Source organism: Rhodococcus rhodochrous (assembly GCF_014854695.1).
Lineage (GTDB): Bacteria > Actinomycetota > Actinomycetes > Mycobacteriales > Mycobacteriaceae > Rhodococcus.
Genome location: NZ_CP027557.1, coordinates 4,813,241 through 4,829,079, shown reverse-complemented (window position 1 = coordinate 4,829,079; position 15,839 = coordinate 4,813,241). Strand labels below are relative to the sequence as shown.

The window sequence follows — 15,839 nt, the reverse complement described above, 5'->3', positions numbered from 1 at the left end:
GAATATCTATCTCGATACCAAGAATCCCATTCTTACACGACCGAAGAGCAATTGGAACATCTACATCCGAAAGGCGCAGACATGAAGGCCGAAGACCTCTTCCACCTCGGGATCGTCACCGACGACCCGCGCGCCGCCCGGGACGAACTCTCGACGTTGCTCGGCTACCAGTGGGGACCGCAGGTGGGCGGAGCCGTCGACGTGACGCTGCCGGACGGCGGCCGGAGCGTCGATCTGCAGTGCTCCTATTCGGTCACCGAACCGCGGATCGAGATCGTCTCGGCGGTGCCCGACGCACCCCTGTGGGCCGCGACCTCCGGTATCCACCACCTCGGCTACTGGTCGGACGACGTCGAGTCGGACTGCCGTCTTCTCGAGAAGGAAGGATTCGTCGTCGAGGCCACCCGCGCGCTGCCGGACGGCGGTATGTTCTTCGCATTCGCCCGCAGCCGACGGGGCGTACTCGTCGAACTCGTCACCCGCACCGCCGAATCCGGACTCTCACGGTGCTGGGCGGCATCCTGATGATCCGAAAGGACTGCATGTCATGACCACCGTGGGGATCGCGACCGGAGCCGGTCGCGGAATGGGATACGCGTGCGCGCAACGCATGATCGGCACGGTCGACACCGTGCTGCTCGTCGACCTGGACGCCGACACCGTCCGCGCCACCGCCGACGAATTGAACGGTGATCGGACACGGGTCGAACCGTTCGTCCTCGACGTCACCGACGTCGACGGACTCGAACGACTGGCTGCGCGCGTGACGGAACTCGGGGCCCTGCGATCGGTCGCACATGCGGCGGGCATCTCGCCGACGATGGCCGATTGGCGACGGATCTTCGCCGTCGACCTGGTCGGGACCGCGCGGCTCGCCCGGGTGCTCCGTCCGCTCGCGACCGCGGGCACCGCGTCGGTCTACTTCGCCTCGATGGCACCGAACATCGGGCGGATGCAGCCGTCACCGGAAGAGATCGCCGTGCTCGCGGATCCGCTCGCCGAGGACTTCCTCGACCGTCTCCGGGAGGTCGTGGGGGAGGCGATCGAACATCCCGGCGTCGCCTATGCGTGGGCGAAATACGGTGTGCAGCAGTTCGCACGCGACGAAGCCGTGCGGCTCGGGGCGGTCGGTGCCCGCGCATGCTCCGTGTCGCCGGGCATCATCGATACTCCTCAGGGCCGGCAGGAGGCGGACCACAACGAGTCGATGGGCGAGATGGTACGGGCGACGCCGCTCGGCCGTACGGGCCGTGCCGAGGAACTCGCCGCCGTCGTCGCCTTCCTGTTGTCCGACGAGGCGAGTTTCGTCAACGGCACCGACGTGCTCGTCGACGGCGGTGTGGTCGCCTCGATCACCTCGGAAGCCGGACGCGCGTCAGTCCGGACGTAGACCGCGCAGGAACAGGTCCACGACGGCCCGCACGTGGGCGTCGACGTCCTCCGTCCCGCGCACGATCCCGAACGAGGCCAGGCGTGCAGGACCGCCGGATGCCATGGCCAGGAACAGTTCTGCGAGCGTGTCGGGGTCGTCGGCGACGATGCTCCCCGTCGCCGCGTGCCGGCGGAGCAGATCCGCGACCTGTTTCCTGCGGGGCCAGTAACCGGGGCCGAGGGCCTTCCGGGCGATGTCCGGATAGCGCGAGGCGTACGCGATGGCGACCTGCTGGAGCTTGATCATCGACGGGTCCAGGGCGCGCCGGACGGCGGCCTCCGCGATGGCGGTCAGTGAGTCCCCGAGATCGTCGTAGTCGGGGATCTCCGGTTCGGGTGCCGGCCAGTCGGTGCGCTGCATGGCCCAGCCGAGGACGTACCGGAAGACGTCCTCCTTGGTCGGGAAACGCGCGTACAGCGACGGTTTCGTGGTGCCGGCCGCCGCGGCGATGGCGTTCATCGTCGTGCCTTCGTAGCCGTTCTCGAGGAACAGCCGGAGGGCGGACTCGCGTACCGCGTCGTCGAGCCGGCTCGCTTCCTCCCTGGTGGGGCGTCCACCACGGCGTCGTGTGTCCTGCTCGCTGCGGGTCGGGGTCATGAGGGAAGTGTGCCAAATCGTTCCGGTTCTGGACACAAAACTTTTCCCATGGGTATGGTTGCAGCAATTCTTTATCTATACCTACCAGTCAAGTTATCGACGTTCCGCACCCAGAGGGCCGGAGGGCACCAGATGACAGAAACAACCCTGCAGAAAGACGTCGTCGCGACGCTGAACGCGTACTTCCAGCAACGACGCGACCGGGTCCCCGTGCTCGCACAGCGCGCCGCCGACCAGGGCATCGAGGAGATCCGCTCCCGCGAGGACATGATCCCTCTGCTCTTTCCCCACACCACCTACAAGAGCTATCCCGAGACGCTCATCGCCAAGGGCCGGTGGGAGCAGATGAACCGCTGGCTCGGTTCCCTGTCGAGCCGCCCGGTCGACGACGTCGACGTCTCCGGGGTCGCCGACGTCGACGACTGGATCGCCGCCCTCGAGAAGGCCGGCCACATGGTGTCGAGTTCGAGCGGGACCAGCGGCAAGGGCTCCTTCCTCAACAAGTCCCAGCGTGATCTCGAGGTCAACAAGCAGAACCTGCTCGACTGCTTCACCGCGCTCGGACTGCCGCCGGAGAAGCGCTGGCACGTCATCCCGGTCGGTCCCGAGACCGGCCAGACCCAGCACAACGGTGTCCGCGACCTGATCATCCGCGAGTTCTCCCGCCCGGACGCCCTTCCGCTTTTCGAGGGGGCGCCCGCCGAGGGCTTCCACCGTTACATGGCCACGTTGTCGGCCATGCGCCGTGAGATGGCCGACGGCACCGCCGCCCCCGACGACATCGCACGCTTCGAGGCCGAATCCGCCGAGCGCGCCGCCCAACAGGATCGGCGACTGCACCACTTCGCCGACCGGATCGTCGCGCACAAGTCCGAGGACATCCTCTTCAGTTCCCAGTTCCCGCAACTGTTCCGGCTCTGCGAGATCCTGCGGGAGAAGGGCATCCGCGACGGCGACATCACCGGCAACAACGCACTCACCAGCGGCGGCGGACTGAAGGGCACGAACCTTCCCGCCGACTACCAGGAACAGATCTACCGGCTCCTCAACATCGTGCCGGAGCGCTTCCTGCACTACTACTCGATGCAGGAACTCAACAACCGCATGTTCAAGTGCCCCGAGGAGGGCCGCTACCACGTGCCGGACGAGATCGTGCTGTTCGTCCTCACCAAGGACGGAAGCGCCCTCGCCGAACGGGAGGGCACCATCGTCGAAGGACGCGCGGCCTTCGTCGACACCACCGTCGACGGCCGGTGGGGCGGAACGATCTCCGGCGACCGGATCACCGTCGACCTCGGAACGTGCCCGTGCGGCCGGCCCGGCGAGACCGTGCTGCCGAACATCGTCCGCTACTCCGACCTCGGTGACGACGACAAGATCACCTGTGCCGGAACGATGGACGCCTACGTCCGCGGACTCTCGGGAGAGTGAGCCATGACCACCACCGCACCGGCCCGTACCCGCATCAAGGTCCCGCACTTCGTCCGCGGCGAGATCGTCTGGGGTGAGGACAGCGAATACCTTTCCCGCGACTTCGGCGTCCCCTTCGTCACCCCGAAACTCGAATACAACGGTCTGTTCGCGTCGCGCTCGGAGGTCGGGCCGGCATTCGACGTGCCGATCTCCGAGATCATCGACTTCCTCGTCGAGACCGCGCAGTACCTGACCCTGGAGAAGAACGAATACCTCCAGGAATCCCTCGAGATGACCGTCCAGGTGAGCGCCCTGCCGCGCCGCATCATCGAGAACACCTTCGCGCGGCCGGGTCAGTTCCTCACCCGGCAGGCCCTCGAATACCGGCTCGAACGCACCTTCGGCGGCCTCGACGTGCTCGACGGCTGGGCCGAGCGCACCGACCCGAACGGCAACGTCAGCCGCGTCCGCGCCTTCCCGCCGCGCCTGGTCCACATGATGGCCGGGAACTCGCCGAGCGCCGCGATGACGACAATCGCCGACGCCGCACTCACCAAGGGCGTCAACCTGTTCAAGATGCCCTCGGCCGACCCGTTCACCACCGTCGCGGTGCTGCGGACCATGGCCGACATCGCCCCCGGGCACCCGGTACTGCGGTCGATGTCCGCCGTGTACTGGCGCGGTGGTGACGAGAAGGTCGAGAACATCCTCTACCGCTCCCAGTACTTCGACAAGCTCGTCGCGTGGGGTGGTGGCTCGGCCATCGAGAACGCCGCGCGCTATGCCGGACCGGGTTTCCAGCTGATCTCCTTCGATCCCAAGGTGTCGATGTCGATCGTCGGCCGCGAGGCCTTCGAATCCGAGGAGACCCTGCGCGAGGTCGCCGAACTGGCGGCCCTCGATGCGACGATCTTCAACCAGGACGCGTGCCTGGCGGCGCGGCACATCTGCGTCGAGGGCGACGACGACCAGATCGACCGGTTCTGTGCCCTGCTGCACGAACGACTCGGCGTGGACCGTGACTTCGCGGAGGCCGTCGGACCGAAGCCCGACGCCGAGATCCGCGACGCCGTCGAGGGAATGCGCTTCCTCGAACCGGATTACAAGGTGTGGGGCAAGCCCGACGGCAGCGGCCTCGTGGTGCGCTCGCCGGAGATGGTGGACTTCCACCCGACCAACAAGACCGTCAACGTCCTGCCGATCTCGACGCTCGACGAGGCCGCCTCCTACGCCACCGTGGCCACCCAGACAGTCGGTGTCTACCCGTTCCACCGCAAGGCCGAGATCCGCGACCGGCTCGCCACCGCCGGGGTGCAGCGCATCGTCCGCCTGGGCAGCGCGCTGAAGGGCAGCATGGGCAGCCCGCACGACGGCATGTACCCGCTGCACCGCTTCGTCAACTGGGTGGTGGACGACGATGCCTGACGGAATCATGGCGCAATGCGTGCTCGGCTCGTCCGGTATCCGCGTGAGCGAACTGTGCCTCGGTGCGATGACCTTCGGCACCGAATGGGGCTTCGGCGCCGACGAGACCGAGTCCCGCGCGGTCTACGACGAATACCGCGCGGCCGGAGGCAACTTCGTCGACACCGCGAACAACTACACGAACGGGGCGAGCGAGGAGATGCTCGGCCGGTTCATCGCCTCCGAACGTGACGCGGTGGTGGTGAGCACCAAGTACACGCTCCCCACCGACCCCCGCGACGCCAACTCCGGCGGCAGCAACCGGAAGAGTCTGCGCCGGAGTGTGGAGACGAGCCTGCGACGACTCGGCACCGACTATCTCGACGTGCTCTGGGTCCACGCGTGGGATCGCTGCACGCCGGAAGCCGAAACTCTGCGTGCGCTCGACGATCTCGTACGGGCGGGCACGGTGCTGTCGATCGGGATCTCCAACACCCCGGCGTGGGTGATCTCCCGGTCGAACGCCATCGCCGAGCTGCGTGGCTGGACGTCGTTCTGTGCCCTGCAGGTCGAGTACTCCCTCCTGGCCCGTACACCCGAACGCGAACTGCTGCCGATGGCAGAGCATCTCGGACTCCCGGTGTATGCGTGGAGTCCGCTCGCGCGGGGTGCACTGGCCCGCGACCACACGGACGAATCCCTGGCCGCTCTCACCCTCCGGATGCAACGCATCGTGAAGGTGACCCGGGAGATCGCCGACGAACTCGGCACGTCCAGCGCCCGGGTGGCTCTCGCCTGGGTGCGTCGACAGGGGCTGCTGCTGTCGGTCGGTGCCCGCACGGCCCAACAGCTCCGCGACAATCTCGAAGCACTGTCCCTGCAGCTGAGCGACGACCAGCTGGCGCGGCTGGAGGAGGCCTCGGCGATCTCGGCCGGATACCCGCACGACTTCCTGGGGCAACGCCGGGCGATGTTCGAACCGGACGCCCTGCCGTCGATGGCCGGTGCTCTCCAGAGCACCGGCGGGAGGTGACGTCGTGGAGACACTCGACCATTGGATCGACGGGGCGTCGACGGCGCCGTCCGGCGGCGACTACCTCGACGTCACCGACCCCGCGACCGGACGTCCCGTCCGGCGTATCGCCCGGGGCAATGCCATCGACGTCGGTGCGGCAGTGCGCGCTGCTTCCGCAGCGGGCGCGCAGTGGCTGCGGATCCCCGCACTCGACCGCGGCCGGCTGCTCGTCGACCTTGCACGCGCGATCCGGGCCGACGCACCGAGGCTCGCCGCACTCGAGGTCAGCGAGACCGGGAAACCCGAGAAGGTCGCGCTGGCCGAGGTGGAGAACTCGGCGATCTACTTCGAGTTCTACGGCGGTCTCGTGGGCATGCCGGTGGGGGAGACCCTCGACATCGCCCCCGACCAGCACGTCTACACGGTGCGGGAACCCTACGGGGTGATCGGCGTGGTCACTCCGTGGAATCTGCCGCTCAACCAGTCGGCGCGGGCGTGCGCGCCGGCGCTCGCGGCGGGCAACACCGTGGTGCTCAAGCCGTCCGAGAACACTTCGGCGTCGAGCGTGCGCCTCGCGGAACTCGCGAGTGCGGTGGGCTTCCCACCCGGCGTCCTCGGCATCGTGCTGGGCACCGGTGGGGAGGCCGGTGCCGCTCTCGTCCACCACCCCGACGTGGCCAAGGTGGCCTTCACCGGATCGGTGCCGACGGGACGTGTCATCGGCGGGATCGCCGCCGACCGGATCGTGCCCGTCACCCTCGAGCTCGGAGGCAAGTCGGCGAACATCGTGTTCGCCGATGCGGATCTCGATGCTGCCGTGGCCGGCGCGGTGCAGGCGTTCACCGCCAACGCCGGCCAGGTGTGCTCGGCCGGGACACGATTGCTCGTGCAGCGGGAGGTGCACGACGAGGTCGTCCGCCGCGTGGTCGATCGCGTGTCGGAACTGCGTGTCGGCGTCGACATCGGTCCGATCATCACCCGGGCCCAGTTCGAGAAGGTGCAGCAGTACTTCGGGATCGCGGAGGCGGAGGGTGTGCGCCTCGAGGCGGGCGGGAAGGTCTCCGCCGTGGCCGAGGAGACCGGCGGCTTCTTCGTCGAACCCACCGTCTATACCGGGGTGGACAACTCGATGCGGATCGCGCGGGAGGAGATCTTCGGACCGGTACTCGTCGTCGTCCCCTTCGGCACCGCCGACGACGCCGTGGAGATCGCGAACGATTCCGACTACGGACTCGTCGCCGGGGTGTGGACCCGCGACGTCTCCCGCGCACTCGCCGTGAGCGGACGTCTGCGCACCGGGCAGGTGTTCGTCAACACCTGGTCCACCGGTTCCGTGCAGACCCCCTTCGGGGGATGGAAGAACAGTGGCTACGGGCGCGAGAAAGGCGTCGAGGCGCTGCACCATTACGGTCAGGTCAAATGCGTGACCGTCAAACTCGATTCGTCGCGGATGTGAAAGGCCAACGATGACAACACAGGTCGCGCTCGACGATGCCGTGCAGGCGGCGCACCGGACGGTCCTCGACTCCGGGCTCGCGGTACGTCGCGACGTTCTCGGCGACGAGTACGTCGACGCCGCGCTGTCGCGCAACGCCGGCACCGACGGTGAGGGACTGCAGGAGTACGTCAGCGAATTCGTCTGGGGCGGCGTGTGGACCCGGGACGGTCTCGAGCGCCGCGACCGGTCGCTCGTGACCATCTCGCTGCTGATCGCCCTCGGACAGCACAACGAACTCGCCACCCACGTCCGCACCGGGATCCGGAACGGATTGTCGCGGAAGGAGATCTCCGAGACGGTGGTGCACGCGACGGCGTATGTCGGATGCCCCGCGGGCATCGCCGCGATGCGCGTCGTGCAGCAGGTCCTCGTCGAGGAACTCGGCCCGCTGCAGGCCGACGAGACGACGGAGGAGGACGCATGAGCGACCGGAGTGCGCCGGTGACCCTCAGAACCGTGGGCCATATCGGTCTCGGCGCGATGGGACGCCCCATCGCCCGGAACTTCGTCCGCGGCGGCCGGAACCTGATCGTGCGCGACGCCGATCCCGCCGCTCAACAGCGGTTCGTCGACGAGCACCCCACCGCCGTCGGTGCAGGCGGTACCGAGGACTTCGCCGACTGCGACGTCGTCGTCCTCATGTTGCCCACGAGCGACATCGTCGACTCCGTCGTGCTGTCCGAGGACGGTCTGCTGCAGCACCTGCGACCGGGCTCGGTCATCGTCGACATGGGCTCGAGCGTGCCGACCCGCACGCAACGTCTCGCCGAGATCGCAGCGGAGAAGGGCGTGCGCGTCGTCGACGCCCCCGTGAGCGGTGGTGTCGCGCGCGCCGAGCAGGGCACCCTCGCCGTGATGGCCGGTGGCGACGCCACCGTGGTCGCCGGGGTGACTCCGCTGCTGCAGGAGACGGGCAGCGAGATCATCCGGGTCGGACCCGTCGGATCGGGTCATGCCGCCAAGGCACTGAACAACCTCCTCGCGGCGAACAACGTGCTCGTCGCCGCGGAGGCCCTGCTGGTGGGGAAGAAGTTCGGGATCGACCCGGCGACCCTGCTCTCGGTCTTCAACGCCGGCAGCGGCCGCAACCAGGCCACCGAGACGAAGTACGAGAAGTTCGTGCTCTCCCGCACCTTCGATTCGGGGTTCGCGGCGGCGCTGATGCGCAAGGACGTCGGGATCGCACTCGACCTCGCCCACGACCAGGGCATCAGCCCCGTGCTCGGGGAAGCGATCGGGCAGATGTGGAACGCCGCCGTCGAAGCACTGGAGCCGGGCGTGGATCAGATGGCAGTCGTGCGGCATCTCGAGCAGGTGTACGGGGTGTCGCTCGACGAGCAGTAGGGCTCGCGTCAGTGGGAGGACGATACGTCGTGAGGCACCCTCGAGGAGGGTGCCTCACCCTTTCGGGCACGGGACCGGACGTGGTTGACCGCGAGCCCGGCGAACACGATCGTGCTGCCGCACGCTGCGAGGGCGAATGCGAGCGTGATGCCACCGTCGGTCGGATGGAGGTCGGCGCCCATGTGTGCGGCGAGGACGGCGCCGGACAGGGCGCTGCCGAAGGCACCACCGACGGTGCGGAGGACCTGGTTGAAGCTGACGGCGCTGCCGAGTTCGGTGTCGGCCACGCTGCGTGCGATGAGTGCGGGCATCGCGGCGTAGGTCGTGCCCATGCCGATGCCGAACAGGAACATTCCGACGAGGATCTCCCACAGCCGGTCGTGTTCGAACCACAGCAGGAAGGCCGAGACCGTCATGACCCCGGCGCCGAGGGGGAGGAGCGTCGTCAGCCGGATGCGACGCGCGAGTGCGCGCACCACACGGTTGGCGCCGAAGCTTCCTACCGACAGCGGGAGCATGACGAAGCCGGCCCAGAACAGCGGCAGGGCGATGCCGTAGCCGGTGGAGGTCGGCGACTGCGCGATGAGGCTGCTCACCGACAACCCGATGTACATCGCGGCACCGAGGCCGATGGCGGTGCCGTTGGCGAGCAGCACGTCCTTGTTGCGGACCACCCGCAGATTCACGAGCGGATTCGGGATGCGCAGTTCGACGAATGCCCACCCGGCCAGCAGAACGGCGGCGGCGAGGAAGCAGGAGAGGGTCCATGCCGAGGACCAGCCCCAGTTCGAGCCTTCGCTGACCGCGACGAGCAGGGCCGCGAGCCCCGTACCGAGGAGGAGGGCGCCGAGGCTGTCGAACCTCGTGCGCAGACCACGCTCGTCCGGTCCGTTCGGGACGATGCGCCACACCACGATCGAGGCGGTCACGAGGAAGACGGCGGCGAATGCGAAGGCCGCGCGGAAACCGGCGGCACTGGCCAGGATGCCGGTGAGCGGGTAGCCGATTCCGAGTCCGGTGGAGACGGTGACCGACAGGCTGGAGATACCTACACGCACCGTGTCCTCCGCCAGGTATCGGCGGGCGAGGGCGATGGTCACGGGCACGATGCCGTAGGACAGTCCCTGCAGCGCTCGTCCGATGAGGAAGACGGTGAAGTTCGGGGCGCACGCCGCCAGGACGGAGCCCACCAGGATGGTCGCCAGGGACACGAGCAGCAGTCGCTTCTTGTGCGGACCGTCGCTGAGCCGCCCCATGATCGGGGTGGCGACGGCGCCGACGAGCAGGTTGATGGTGAGCATCCACTGCGCGGAGCTGACGGAGACCGACAGTTCCTCGGCGATGGTCGGCACGAGCAGCATACCCAGCGAGCTGACAATTGCACTGGTCAGTGCGGTGTAGACGAGGGCGGGTAGCAGCAGGGATCGGGCGGTGCGCTCACTCAACGGCGGCACCGCCGGTCAGTTTCCGCAGGAGTGGGACGGCGGCGCCGAGCAGGTGTTGTTCGTCGTCGGTCAGCTGCTCGGCGATGGCTTGCTCGAGCCACGCATTGCCGATCGAGCGTTCGTGGGCGAGCCGCTGCCGGCCGGCGTCGGTGAGTTCGATCCACACCCGACGCCGGTCGCGGTCGTCGGGAGTGCGAGTGATGAGCCCGAGGCTCTCGATCTCGCGGACGGCGGTGGCGATCGCCTGCGGGCTGATCTTCGCGGCGGTCGCGAGTTCCGCGGACGTGGCGCGGCCGTGCTCGGCGAGGTGGACGAGGACGTCGAGTTTGCCCGTGGAAAGCGTCTTGTGTGCGTTGAGCTGTCTCCACAGCGGCCGCAGGGATTCCCTGAGGGACTGGGCGAGGGTTCCTTCGATCGTGTCCACCCGGCCGAATATACAACCGGATTTATCAACCTGGTTGATTAACCGGGCGAATCACCCGGTGAGACCCGTCACCGGAGCACCGTGCCGCCGTCCACGTTGACCACCTGGCCGTTGATCCACGAGCCGTCGTCGGACATCAGGTAGGCGACCATGCTCGAGATGTCCGCGGCCTCGCCGAGTCGGGTGCTGCGCGTGCGCGCGAGCATGCCTGCCAGCAGTTCCGGTGCCGCTCCGTTCCGGATCTCGTCGGTGAGGATCAGTCCCGGGGTCACCGCGTTGGCCCGGATACCCTCCCGGCCCCATCGCGACGCGACGTGCCGTGCGAGCGCGTTGATGCCCGCCTTCGTCGCCGAATAGGCCGGACGTTGCGGGTCGCCGGTGAACGAGGCGATGGACGAGGTGTAGACGATCGCTCCGCCGCCGCGCTCGAGCAGCTTCGGGACGCTGTGGCGGGTGACGAGCATGTGGCCGCGCAGATTCACCGCGACCGTGCGGTCCCAGATCTCGAGGTCGATGTCGACGACGTCGGTGTCCTTCGTGACGGCACCCATGTCGCCGGCATTGATGTGGACGGCGTCGAGCCCGCCGTACGTCTCGACCGTCGTCGCGACGAGCTCCCGCACGGAGTCGTCGTCGGAGATGTCGAACTCGACCGCGACGGCCGTGCCGCCGGTCTCCGTGATGGACGCCGCGGTGCTCTGTGCACCGGCGTGGTTCAGGTCACCGACGACCACCCGGGCGCCCTCGCGGGCGAGGCGACGGGCGGAATCGGCGCCGAGACCCGTTGCGGCACCGGCGACCAGCACGATCTTGTCCTTCAGACCTTCCATGGAATGCCCTTTCGCTTCGACGGGATGCCCCGGGGTGAGCGTTTGCGTATCCCGGCGGACGGAAACTCGGTGTACACCAGGTGCATCTGTCCGCACCGGTGGGCAACCGCGGGATGCGACGGCGCGGACGGCGTCCCGTGCAGTGGAGCAGGACCACCACCCGGGACGCCTCGCCGGACCGCCTACCGGGTGTGTGCGTCGATGGCCGTGTCGAGGACCCCGAGGTCTCCTCCGAGCTCCGACACGGCGGCCCGCACCACCGCCACGTCCTTGGTGAGGAATTCGCCTACGGCACTGCGGAATTCCGACACCGATCCACGCATCGCGATGTTCCCCATGACCTTGCACGACGAACTGCCGTGGGGGAGAGCGGAGAACAGCGCCGCCTCGTCGACCCCGAGCTGCCGGCCGAGTTCGGCCGCTTCGGCGAGCAACCCGATCTCGGCCGCGAACAGGGCGTTGTTGACCAGCTTCACCTTCTGCCCGCTGCCGGGTGCGCCGACGTGCAGGACTGGATCGCCGTAGCTCTTCAGCACAGGCGTCACCGCGGCGACGGACTCGTCCGCTCCACCGAGGAACAGCGTCAGGGCACCGGCGGCGATGTCGTGCGGGCCACCGCTCACGGCGGCGTCGATCACCGCGACCCCGAACGGCTCGGCCGCGGAAGCCAGTGTCTCCACGGTGCGCGGGCTGATCGTGGTGTGGACGACGAGGGTCGAACCCTTCGGCATACGCCCCAGCACGCCGTCGTCGAGGCACACCTGGCGTACCTGCTCGTCGGTGAACACGCAGACGACGACGAGCTCGGCGTCGGTGCCGACAGCGGTGATGCCACCGACCGCGGTCGCGCCGGTCTTCTCCGCGGCCACCCGGGCGTCGTCGTGCCGCGCGAGCACGTGCACCTCGTGTCCGTCGGCCACCAGACGTTCGACCATCGGCAGCCCCATACGTCCGGCGCCGACGAAGTGCACGCGGCTCATCGCGGGTGCCCCATCCGCTCGAGGCTCGCATCGGCAGTGGTGAAGGTGATGCCCTCCACCGCCCCGGCTGCTGCGGCGAGACCCGCCACGAGGCTCACGTCCTTCTTCAGCAGCTCACCGGCGTGGCCGCCGATCCGGGCGAGGCTGCCCCCGGCGGACACGACGCGTCCGAGCGCGAAGCTGTTCGCCGAGCCGTGTGAGACGACCTCACCGAGGCGGGTGGGATCGACGCCGAGTTCCGCGCCGAGCGCCAGGGTGTTCTCGGCCAGCGCCAGGTTTGCCGTGAACAACAGGTTGTTGAGGAGCTTGGCGACCAGGCCCGCTCCGAGCTCCCCGAGGTGCACCACCGGATCGCCGTAGGTGGAGAACACCGGCCGGCACCGTTCCACGACGTCGCTCTCACCACCGACCATGACGAGCAAAGTTCCTGCAGCAGCTCCCATTCCGCCGCCGCTGACCGGGGCGTCGACGAGCGACACGCCGCGTTCGCGCGCGGCCGCGGCGAGTTCGCGGCAGGTGTCCGGATGGATCGTGCTGTGGACGGCGATGATGCCGCCCTCGTTCATGCCCTCGAGGACACCGTTCTTACCGGTGATCACCTGGCGGACGTCGTCGTCGTTCACCACGCACAGGCAGACGAGGTCGCTGACCGCGCCGAGTTCGGCGGGTGACTCCGCGTACTTCGCCGCCGTATCGGCATAGGGAGCAAGAGATTCCGGGCGTCGGGCCCAGAGCGTCGTCTCGTATCCCGACTCGACGATCCGGCGTGCCATCGGCCCGCCCTGGCTTCCGAGTCCGATGAATCCGACACGCATCACAGTGCCTCCGATCGGGGATGGGACGTCATAGGGCCGGTACCTCCTGGTATGCGATGCACTCGTCGACGAATGCGAACACCGTCCGGTGGTAGGCCGGCCCGGCGAAACCGATGCTGAGATTGTGTCCACCGCCCGGATGGAGATGCAGGGTCACGCCCGGCGCCGCCGTGAACATCGCAGCGACGTCCTCGAGCGCATGCGGATCGTTGCGCCAGACCTTCTCGTGCTCGGCGGCGGTGAAGTGCACGGGCACGCGGACCTGCGCGGCGAGGGCGGGGAAGTCGACGGTCGGCCAGCCGGCCGTCACGTCGGCCTCGTAGTCGGGTGTGCGTGCGGCGATCACGGCGCCACCGACGATGTCGGGCGGGTACAACTCGGCGGGTGTCCACAGCAGCTCGCCGACCCCGCGAGCGTTCGCGTACCGTTCGCGCGTACCGAGGATGCCGGCGGCCAGAGCATGGTGTTCGCGACCCGTGCCGGACAGCTCGATGCCGAGTACCTCGTCGTGCCGGTTCTCGACGGCCATGCGCGTCGTCAGCTCGCTTCCGACCGAGTGCCCCCACAGGAACAGGCCGGCGCCACGGGGTGCCGTGCCGAGCAGCGCGTCGACGGCGCGGTAGGCCAGGTCGACGCGACGCTCGGGGTCGCCGAGCTCGTCGCGGTGCGGCCGCGACTCGCCGTAGCCGGGACGATCCGGGGCGATCACGGTGAAACCGTACGTGACGGCCTCGCGCATCATCGACAGTTCGGGATGACCGGGACAGTCCCAGTAGGCCGCGCGGGCGGCACCGCCGTGCAGTGCCACGATCACGGCGCGCGGTTCGGGAGCCTCGGCGACCAGCGCCGACATCGGGATGCCCTCGACATCGACGACGCGGGCTACGGGTGAGACGTCTCCCGCGTCGTCGACGTGAGCCTCCTCGATCGGTGAGGACTGTGCGCGGACGGTACTCATGCGTCGCTCCGCAGCAGCATCGCGCTGCCGGGAGTGAGCCCGCCACTGCTGACCACGGCCACGCGGGCGTCGCGCACCTGGCGGTCTCCTGCCGTGCCGCGCAGCTGCGTGACCGCTTCGTGCACGAGACCCATGCCGTGAGTGCGTCCGTGCGAGAGCTGGCCGCCGTGGGTGTTGAGGGGGAGGATGCCGTCGCGTGCGATGTTCTTCCCGCCGTCGAGGAAGTCCTTCGCCTCGCCGATCCCGCAGAAGCCGAGCGCCTCGATCCACGACAGGGCGTTGAAGGTGAAGCCGTCGTAGAGCTGGGCGACGTCGACGTCGTCGGGTCGCAGCGACGTGCGGGTCCACAGGTGCGCGGCCGGGCCGAGGACCTGCGGTTCGTGGGTGAGGGTGCTCTGATCCCATTCGATGCGTTCGACGATCTGCGTTCCCACTGCCTCGACGCGAATGGCGGGCTTGGCGAGGTCGGCGACGGTGTCGACGGCCGAAACGATGACGGCGACCGCACCGTCGCACGGCACGTCGCAGTCGTAGAGACCGAAGGGAGTGGTGACGAGACGTGCCGAAAGATAGTCGTCCATCGTCATCGGGTCGCGGTAGATGGCGGTGGGATTGATCGCGGCGTTGGCCCGCTGATTCAGTGCGATCCAGCCGAGGGTTTCGCGACTCGCGCCGTAGCGATGGAAGTAGCGTTGCGCGTTCTGCGCGAGAGTGTGGGCGGCGGAGGTGCCGCCGAAAGGCACCATCCAGCTGGGCGTGCGTCCGCCGGGCGGACTGATGTCGCCGGCCTTGACGTATTCGCCGTAGGTGGATTCCCACAGCGTGCGGTAGCAGAGCACGTGGCGGGCGAGCCCGGCGGAAACCGCGAGCATCGCAGCGATCACCGACCCACTGGGGCCGGGTGTTTCGAGGCCACCGTTGAACCAGGTCGGTCGTAGGCCGAGTGCGGCTTCGACGGCACCGATACCGCCCTCGCCGAAACCGACGACGGGGCCGGCCCCGGGGTAGGTGGACAGTCCGTCGATGTCGTCGAGCGTCAACCCTGCATCGGCGACGGCACGTTCGCATGCCTGCACGGTCAGCTCGATGGGGTCGACCATCAACCTGCGACCCAGGTCGGACGCGCCGATACCGGTGATCGCGACCTTGTCCTCGAACTTGTCCTGCGTCGCGGGCGGGCGGATATGGAAGCGGATCTGTTCGGGTTCGATCTCGTCCACCGGCAGCGGGGCAGGCTCTCCCTGCTCCGCCGTCGGACGGAAGAGCGGAAGCCACACGTCGCCGTCCTGGTGGAAGACGACCTCCATGCGCATGCCCAGTACGAGCTCGTCGGGCTCGCATTCGATCGCGTTCGTCGTCAGGTGCACCCGAGGATCGTCCTCGAGTGCGACCTGCGCGATGACGAACGGCGGTTTCAGTCCTGGCAGACCGAAACGGTGGTTGACCGTGAACCCGATGAGGGTCGCGAAGCCGGAGACGACGCGCACTCCCATCTGCCGACCCCGGCAGTAACGGCAGATCGGTTGCGGAGGGTGGATGAGAGCCGAGCACGACTCGCATTCGCGGATCCGCAACCGGCCGTCTTCACCGGATTTCCAGAAGAACTTGTTCTGAGGCGTCAGCTGGGGCAGGGGACGTCCGGATCTCTTCGTCGCCCCATCCCGGTTTTCACGGTCGACCACCG

Annotated in this window: 16 protein-coding genes; 8 read left to right on the top strand and 8 right to left on the bottom strand. The window is 68.3% G+C overall.

All coding sequences use genetic code 11. The features are described 5' to 3' along the window. The first annotated feature begins 81 nt into the window (after positions 1-81). Complete coding sequence (locus tag C6Y44_RS21965; RefSeq protein ID WP_159417425.1) at positions 82-525, top strand: VOC family protein; 444 nt, start codon at positions 82-84, stop codon at positions 523-525. A 22-nt stretch (positions 526-547) separates the two neighbouring features. Then, positions 548-1,390: an SDR family oxidoreductase gene (locus C6Y44_RS21960; protein ID WP_159417426.1), complete on the top strand. Its 843-nt coding sequence runs from the start codon at positions 548-550 to the stop codon at positions 1,388-1,390. On the opposite strand, the gene C6Y44_RS21955 is transcribed toward C6Y44_RS21960, so the two are convergent. Beyond that, positions 1,376-2,029 carry a TetR/AcrR family transcriptional regulator gene (locus C6Y44_RS21955; RefSeq protein WP_159417427.1) on the bottom strand — a complete coding sequence of 218 codons (654 nt, stop codon included), beginning with the start codon at positions 2,027-2,029 and terminating at the stop codon, positions 1,376-1,378. The two genes, C6Y44_RS21960 and C6Y44_RS21955, sit on opposite strands and share 15 nt — an antisense overlap. Positions 2,030-2,161: 132 nt before the next feature. On the opposite strand from C6Y44_RS21955, the gene C6Y44_RS21950 reads away from it, so the two are divergent. The 6 genes from C6Y44_RS21950 to C6Y44_RS21925 are packed head-to-tail and all read left to right on the top strand — an operon-like array spanning position 2,162 to position 8,703. Next, entirely contained in the window at positions 2,162-3,460 is a 1,299-nt protein-coding gene (locus tag C6Y44_RS21950) for a hypothetical protein (protein WP_159417428.1), read from the top strand. 3 nt (positions 3,461-3,463) lie between these two features. Beyond that, a complete protein-coding gene (locus tag C6Y44_RS21945; RefSeq protein ID WP_159417429.1) occupies positions 3,464-4,867 on the top strand; it encodes an acyl-CoA reductase in 1,404 nt (467 codons plus the stop codon). Then, complete coding sequence (locus C6Y44_RS21940; protein ID WP_225623653.1) at positions 4,860-5,879, top strand: aldo/keto reductase; 1,020 nt, start codon at positions 4,860-4,862, stop codon at positions 5,877-5,879. The genes C6Y44_RS21945 and C6Y44_RS21940 overlap by 8 nt, the downstream gene beginning before the upstream one ends. A 4-nt stretch (positions 5,880-5,883) precedes the next feature. Beyond that, entirely contained in the window at positions 5,884-7,317 is a 1,434-nt protein-coding gene (locus C6Y44_RS21935; RefSeq protein WP_174246982.1) for an aldehyde dehydrogenase family protein, read from the top strand. 10 nt (positions 7,318-7,327) lie between these two features. Further along, entirely contained in the window at positions 7,328-7,783 is a 456-nt protein-coding gene (locus C6Y44_RS21930; RefSeq protein ID WP_159417431.1) for a carboxymuconolactone decarboxylase family protein, read from the top strand. Next, positions 7,780-8,703, top strand: coding sequence for an NAD(P)-dependent oxidoreductase (locus tag C6Y44_RS21925; protein ID WP_159417432.1), 924 nt, complete (start codon positions 7,780-7,782; stop codon positions 8,701-8,703). The genes C6Y44_RS21930 and C6Y44_RS21925 overlap by 4 nt, the downstream gene beginning before the upstream one ends. A gap of 8 nt (positions 8,704-8,711) precedes the next feature. Here the strand turns inward: C6Y44_RS21925 and C6Y44_RS21920 are convergent, their stop codons facing one another. The 7 genes from C6Y44_RS21920 to C6Y44_RS21890 form a co-directional block, all read right to left on the bottom strand. Further along, positions 8,712-10,157 carry an MFS transporter gene (locus tag C6Y44_RS21920; RefSeq protein WP_159417433.1) on the bottom strand — a complete coding sequence of 482 codons (1,446 nt, stop codon included), beginning with the start codon at positions 10,155-10,157 and terminating at the stop codon, positions 8,712-8,714. Further along, positions 10,141-10,572, bottom strand: coding sequence for a MarR family winged helix-turn-helix transcriptional regulator (locus C6Y44_RS21915; protein ID WP_159417434.1), 432 nt, complete (start codon positions 10,570-10,572; stop codon positions 10,141-10,143). Before C6Y44_RS21915 ends, C6Y44_RS21920 begins: the two co-directional genes overlap by 17 nt. A gap of 68 nt (positions 10,573-10,640) precedes the next feature. Continuing rightward, complete coding sequence (locus tag C6Y44_RS21910; RefSeq protein WP_120280489.1) at positions 10,641-11,402, bottom strand: SDR family NAD(P)-dependent oxidoreductase; 762 nt, start codon at positions 11,400-11,402, stop codon at positions 10,641-10,643. A gap of 182 nt (positions 11,403-11,584) precedes the next feature. Continuing rightward, positions 11,585-12,382 carry an NAD(P)-dependent oxidoreductase gene (locus C6Y44_RS21905; RefSeq protein ID WP_159417435.1) on the bottom strand — a complete coding sequence of 266 codons (798 nt, stop codon included), beginning with the start codon at positions 12,380-12,382 and terminating at the stop codon, positions 11,585-11,587. Beyond that, entirely contained in the window at positions 12,379-13,197 is an 819-nt protein-coding gene (locus C6Y44_RS21900) for an NAD(P)-dependent oxidoreductase (RefSeq protein ID WP_159417436.1), read from the bottom strand. Before C6Y44_RS21900 ends, C6Y44_RS21905 begins: the two co-directional genes overlap by 4 nt. 28 nt (positions 13,198-13,225) lie before the next feature. Continuing rightward, positions 13,226-14,155: an alpha/beta hydrolase gene (locus tag C6Y44_RS21895; protein WP_159417437.1), complete on the bottom strand. Its 930-nt coding sequence runs from the start codon at positions 14,153-14,155 to the stop codon at positions 13,226-13,228. After that, entirely contained in the window at positions 14,152-15,837 is a 1,686-nt protein-coding gene (locus C6Y44_RS21890; protein ID WP_120280485.1) for a thiolase C-terminal domain-containing protein, read from the bottom strand. Before C6Y44_RS21890 ends, C6Y44_RS21895 begins: the two co-directional genes overlap by 4 nt. Positions 15,838-15,839: the final 2 nt, after the last annotated feature.

Excerpts from the sequence above, each read along its gene's own strand:
- C6Y44_RS21925 (WP_159417432.1), top strand. The coding sequence starts at position 7,780 with ATGAGCGACCGGAGTGCGCCGGTGACCCTCAGAACCGTGGGCCATATC.
- C6Y44_RS21905 (WP_159417435.1), bottom strand. The coding sequence starts at position 12,382 with ATGAGCCGCGTGCACTTCGTCGGCGCCGGACGTATGGGGCTGCCGATG.
- C6Y44_RS21955 (WP_159417427.1), bottom strand. The coding sequence starts at position 2,029 with ATGACCCCGACCCGCAGCGAGCAGGACACACGACGCCGTGGTGGACGC.
- C6Y44_RS21960 (WP_159417426.1), top strand. The coding sequence starts at position 548 with ATGACCACCGTGGGGATCGCGACCGGAGCCGGTCGCGGAATGGGATAC.
- C6Y44_RS21965 (WP_159417425.1), top strand. The coding sequence starts at position 82 with ATGAAGGCCGAAGACCTCTTCCACCTCGGGATCGTCACCGACGACCCG.
- C6Y44_RS21900 (WP_159417436.1), bottom strand. The coding sequence starts at position 13,197 with ATGCGTGTCGGATTCATCGGACTCGGAAGCCAGGGCGGGCCGATGGCA.
- C6Y44_RS21930 (WP_159417431.1), top strand. The coding sequence starts at position 7,328 with ATGACAACACAGGTCGCGCTCGACGATGCCGTGCAGGCGGCGCACCGG.
- C6Y44_RS21910 (WP_120280489.1), bottom strand. The coding sequence starts at position 11,402 with ATGGAAGGTCTGAAGGACAAGATCGTGCTGGTCGCCGGTGCCGCAACG.
- C6Y44_RS21950 (WP_159417428.1), top strand. The coding sequence starts at position 2,162 with ATGACAGAAACAACCCTGCAGAAAGACGTCGTCGCGACGCTGAACGCG.
- C6Y44_RS21940 (WP_225623653.1), top strand. The coding sequence starts at position 4,860 with ATGCCTGACGGAATCATGGCGCAATGCGTGCTCGGCTCGTCCGGTATC.
- C6Y44_RS21895 (WP_159417437.1), bottom strand. The coding sequence starts at position 14,155 with ATGAGTACCGTCCGCGCACAGTCCTCACCGATCGAGGAGGCTCACGTC.
- C6Y44_RS21945 (WP_159417429.1), top strand. The coding sequence starts at position 3,464 with ATGACCACCACCGCACCGGCCCGTACCCGCATCAAGGTCCCGCACTTC.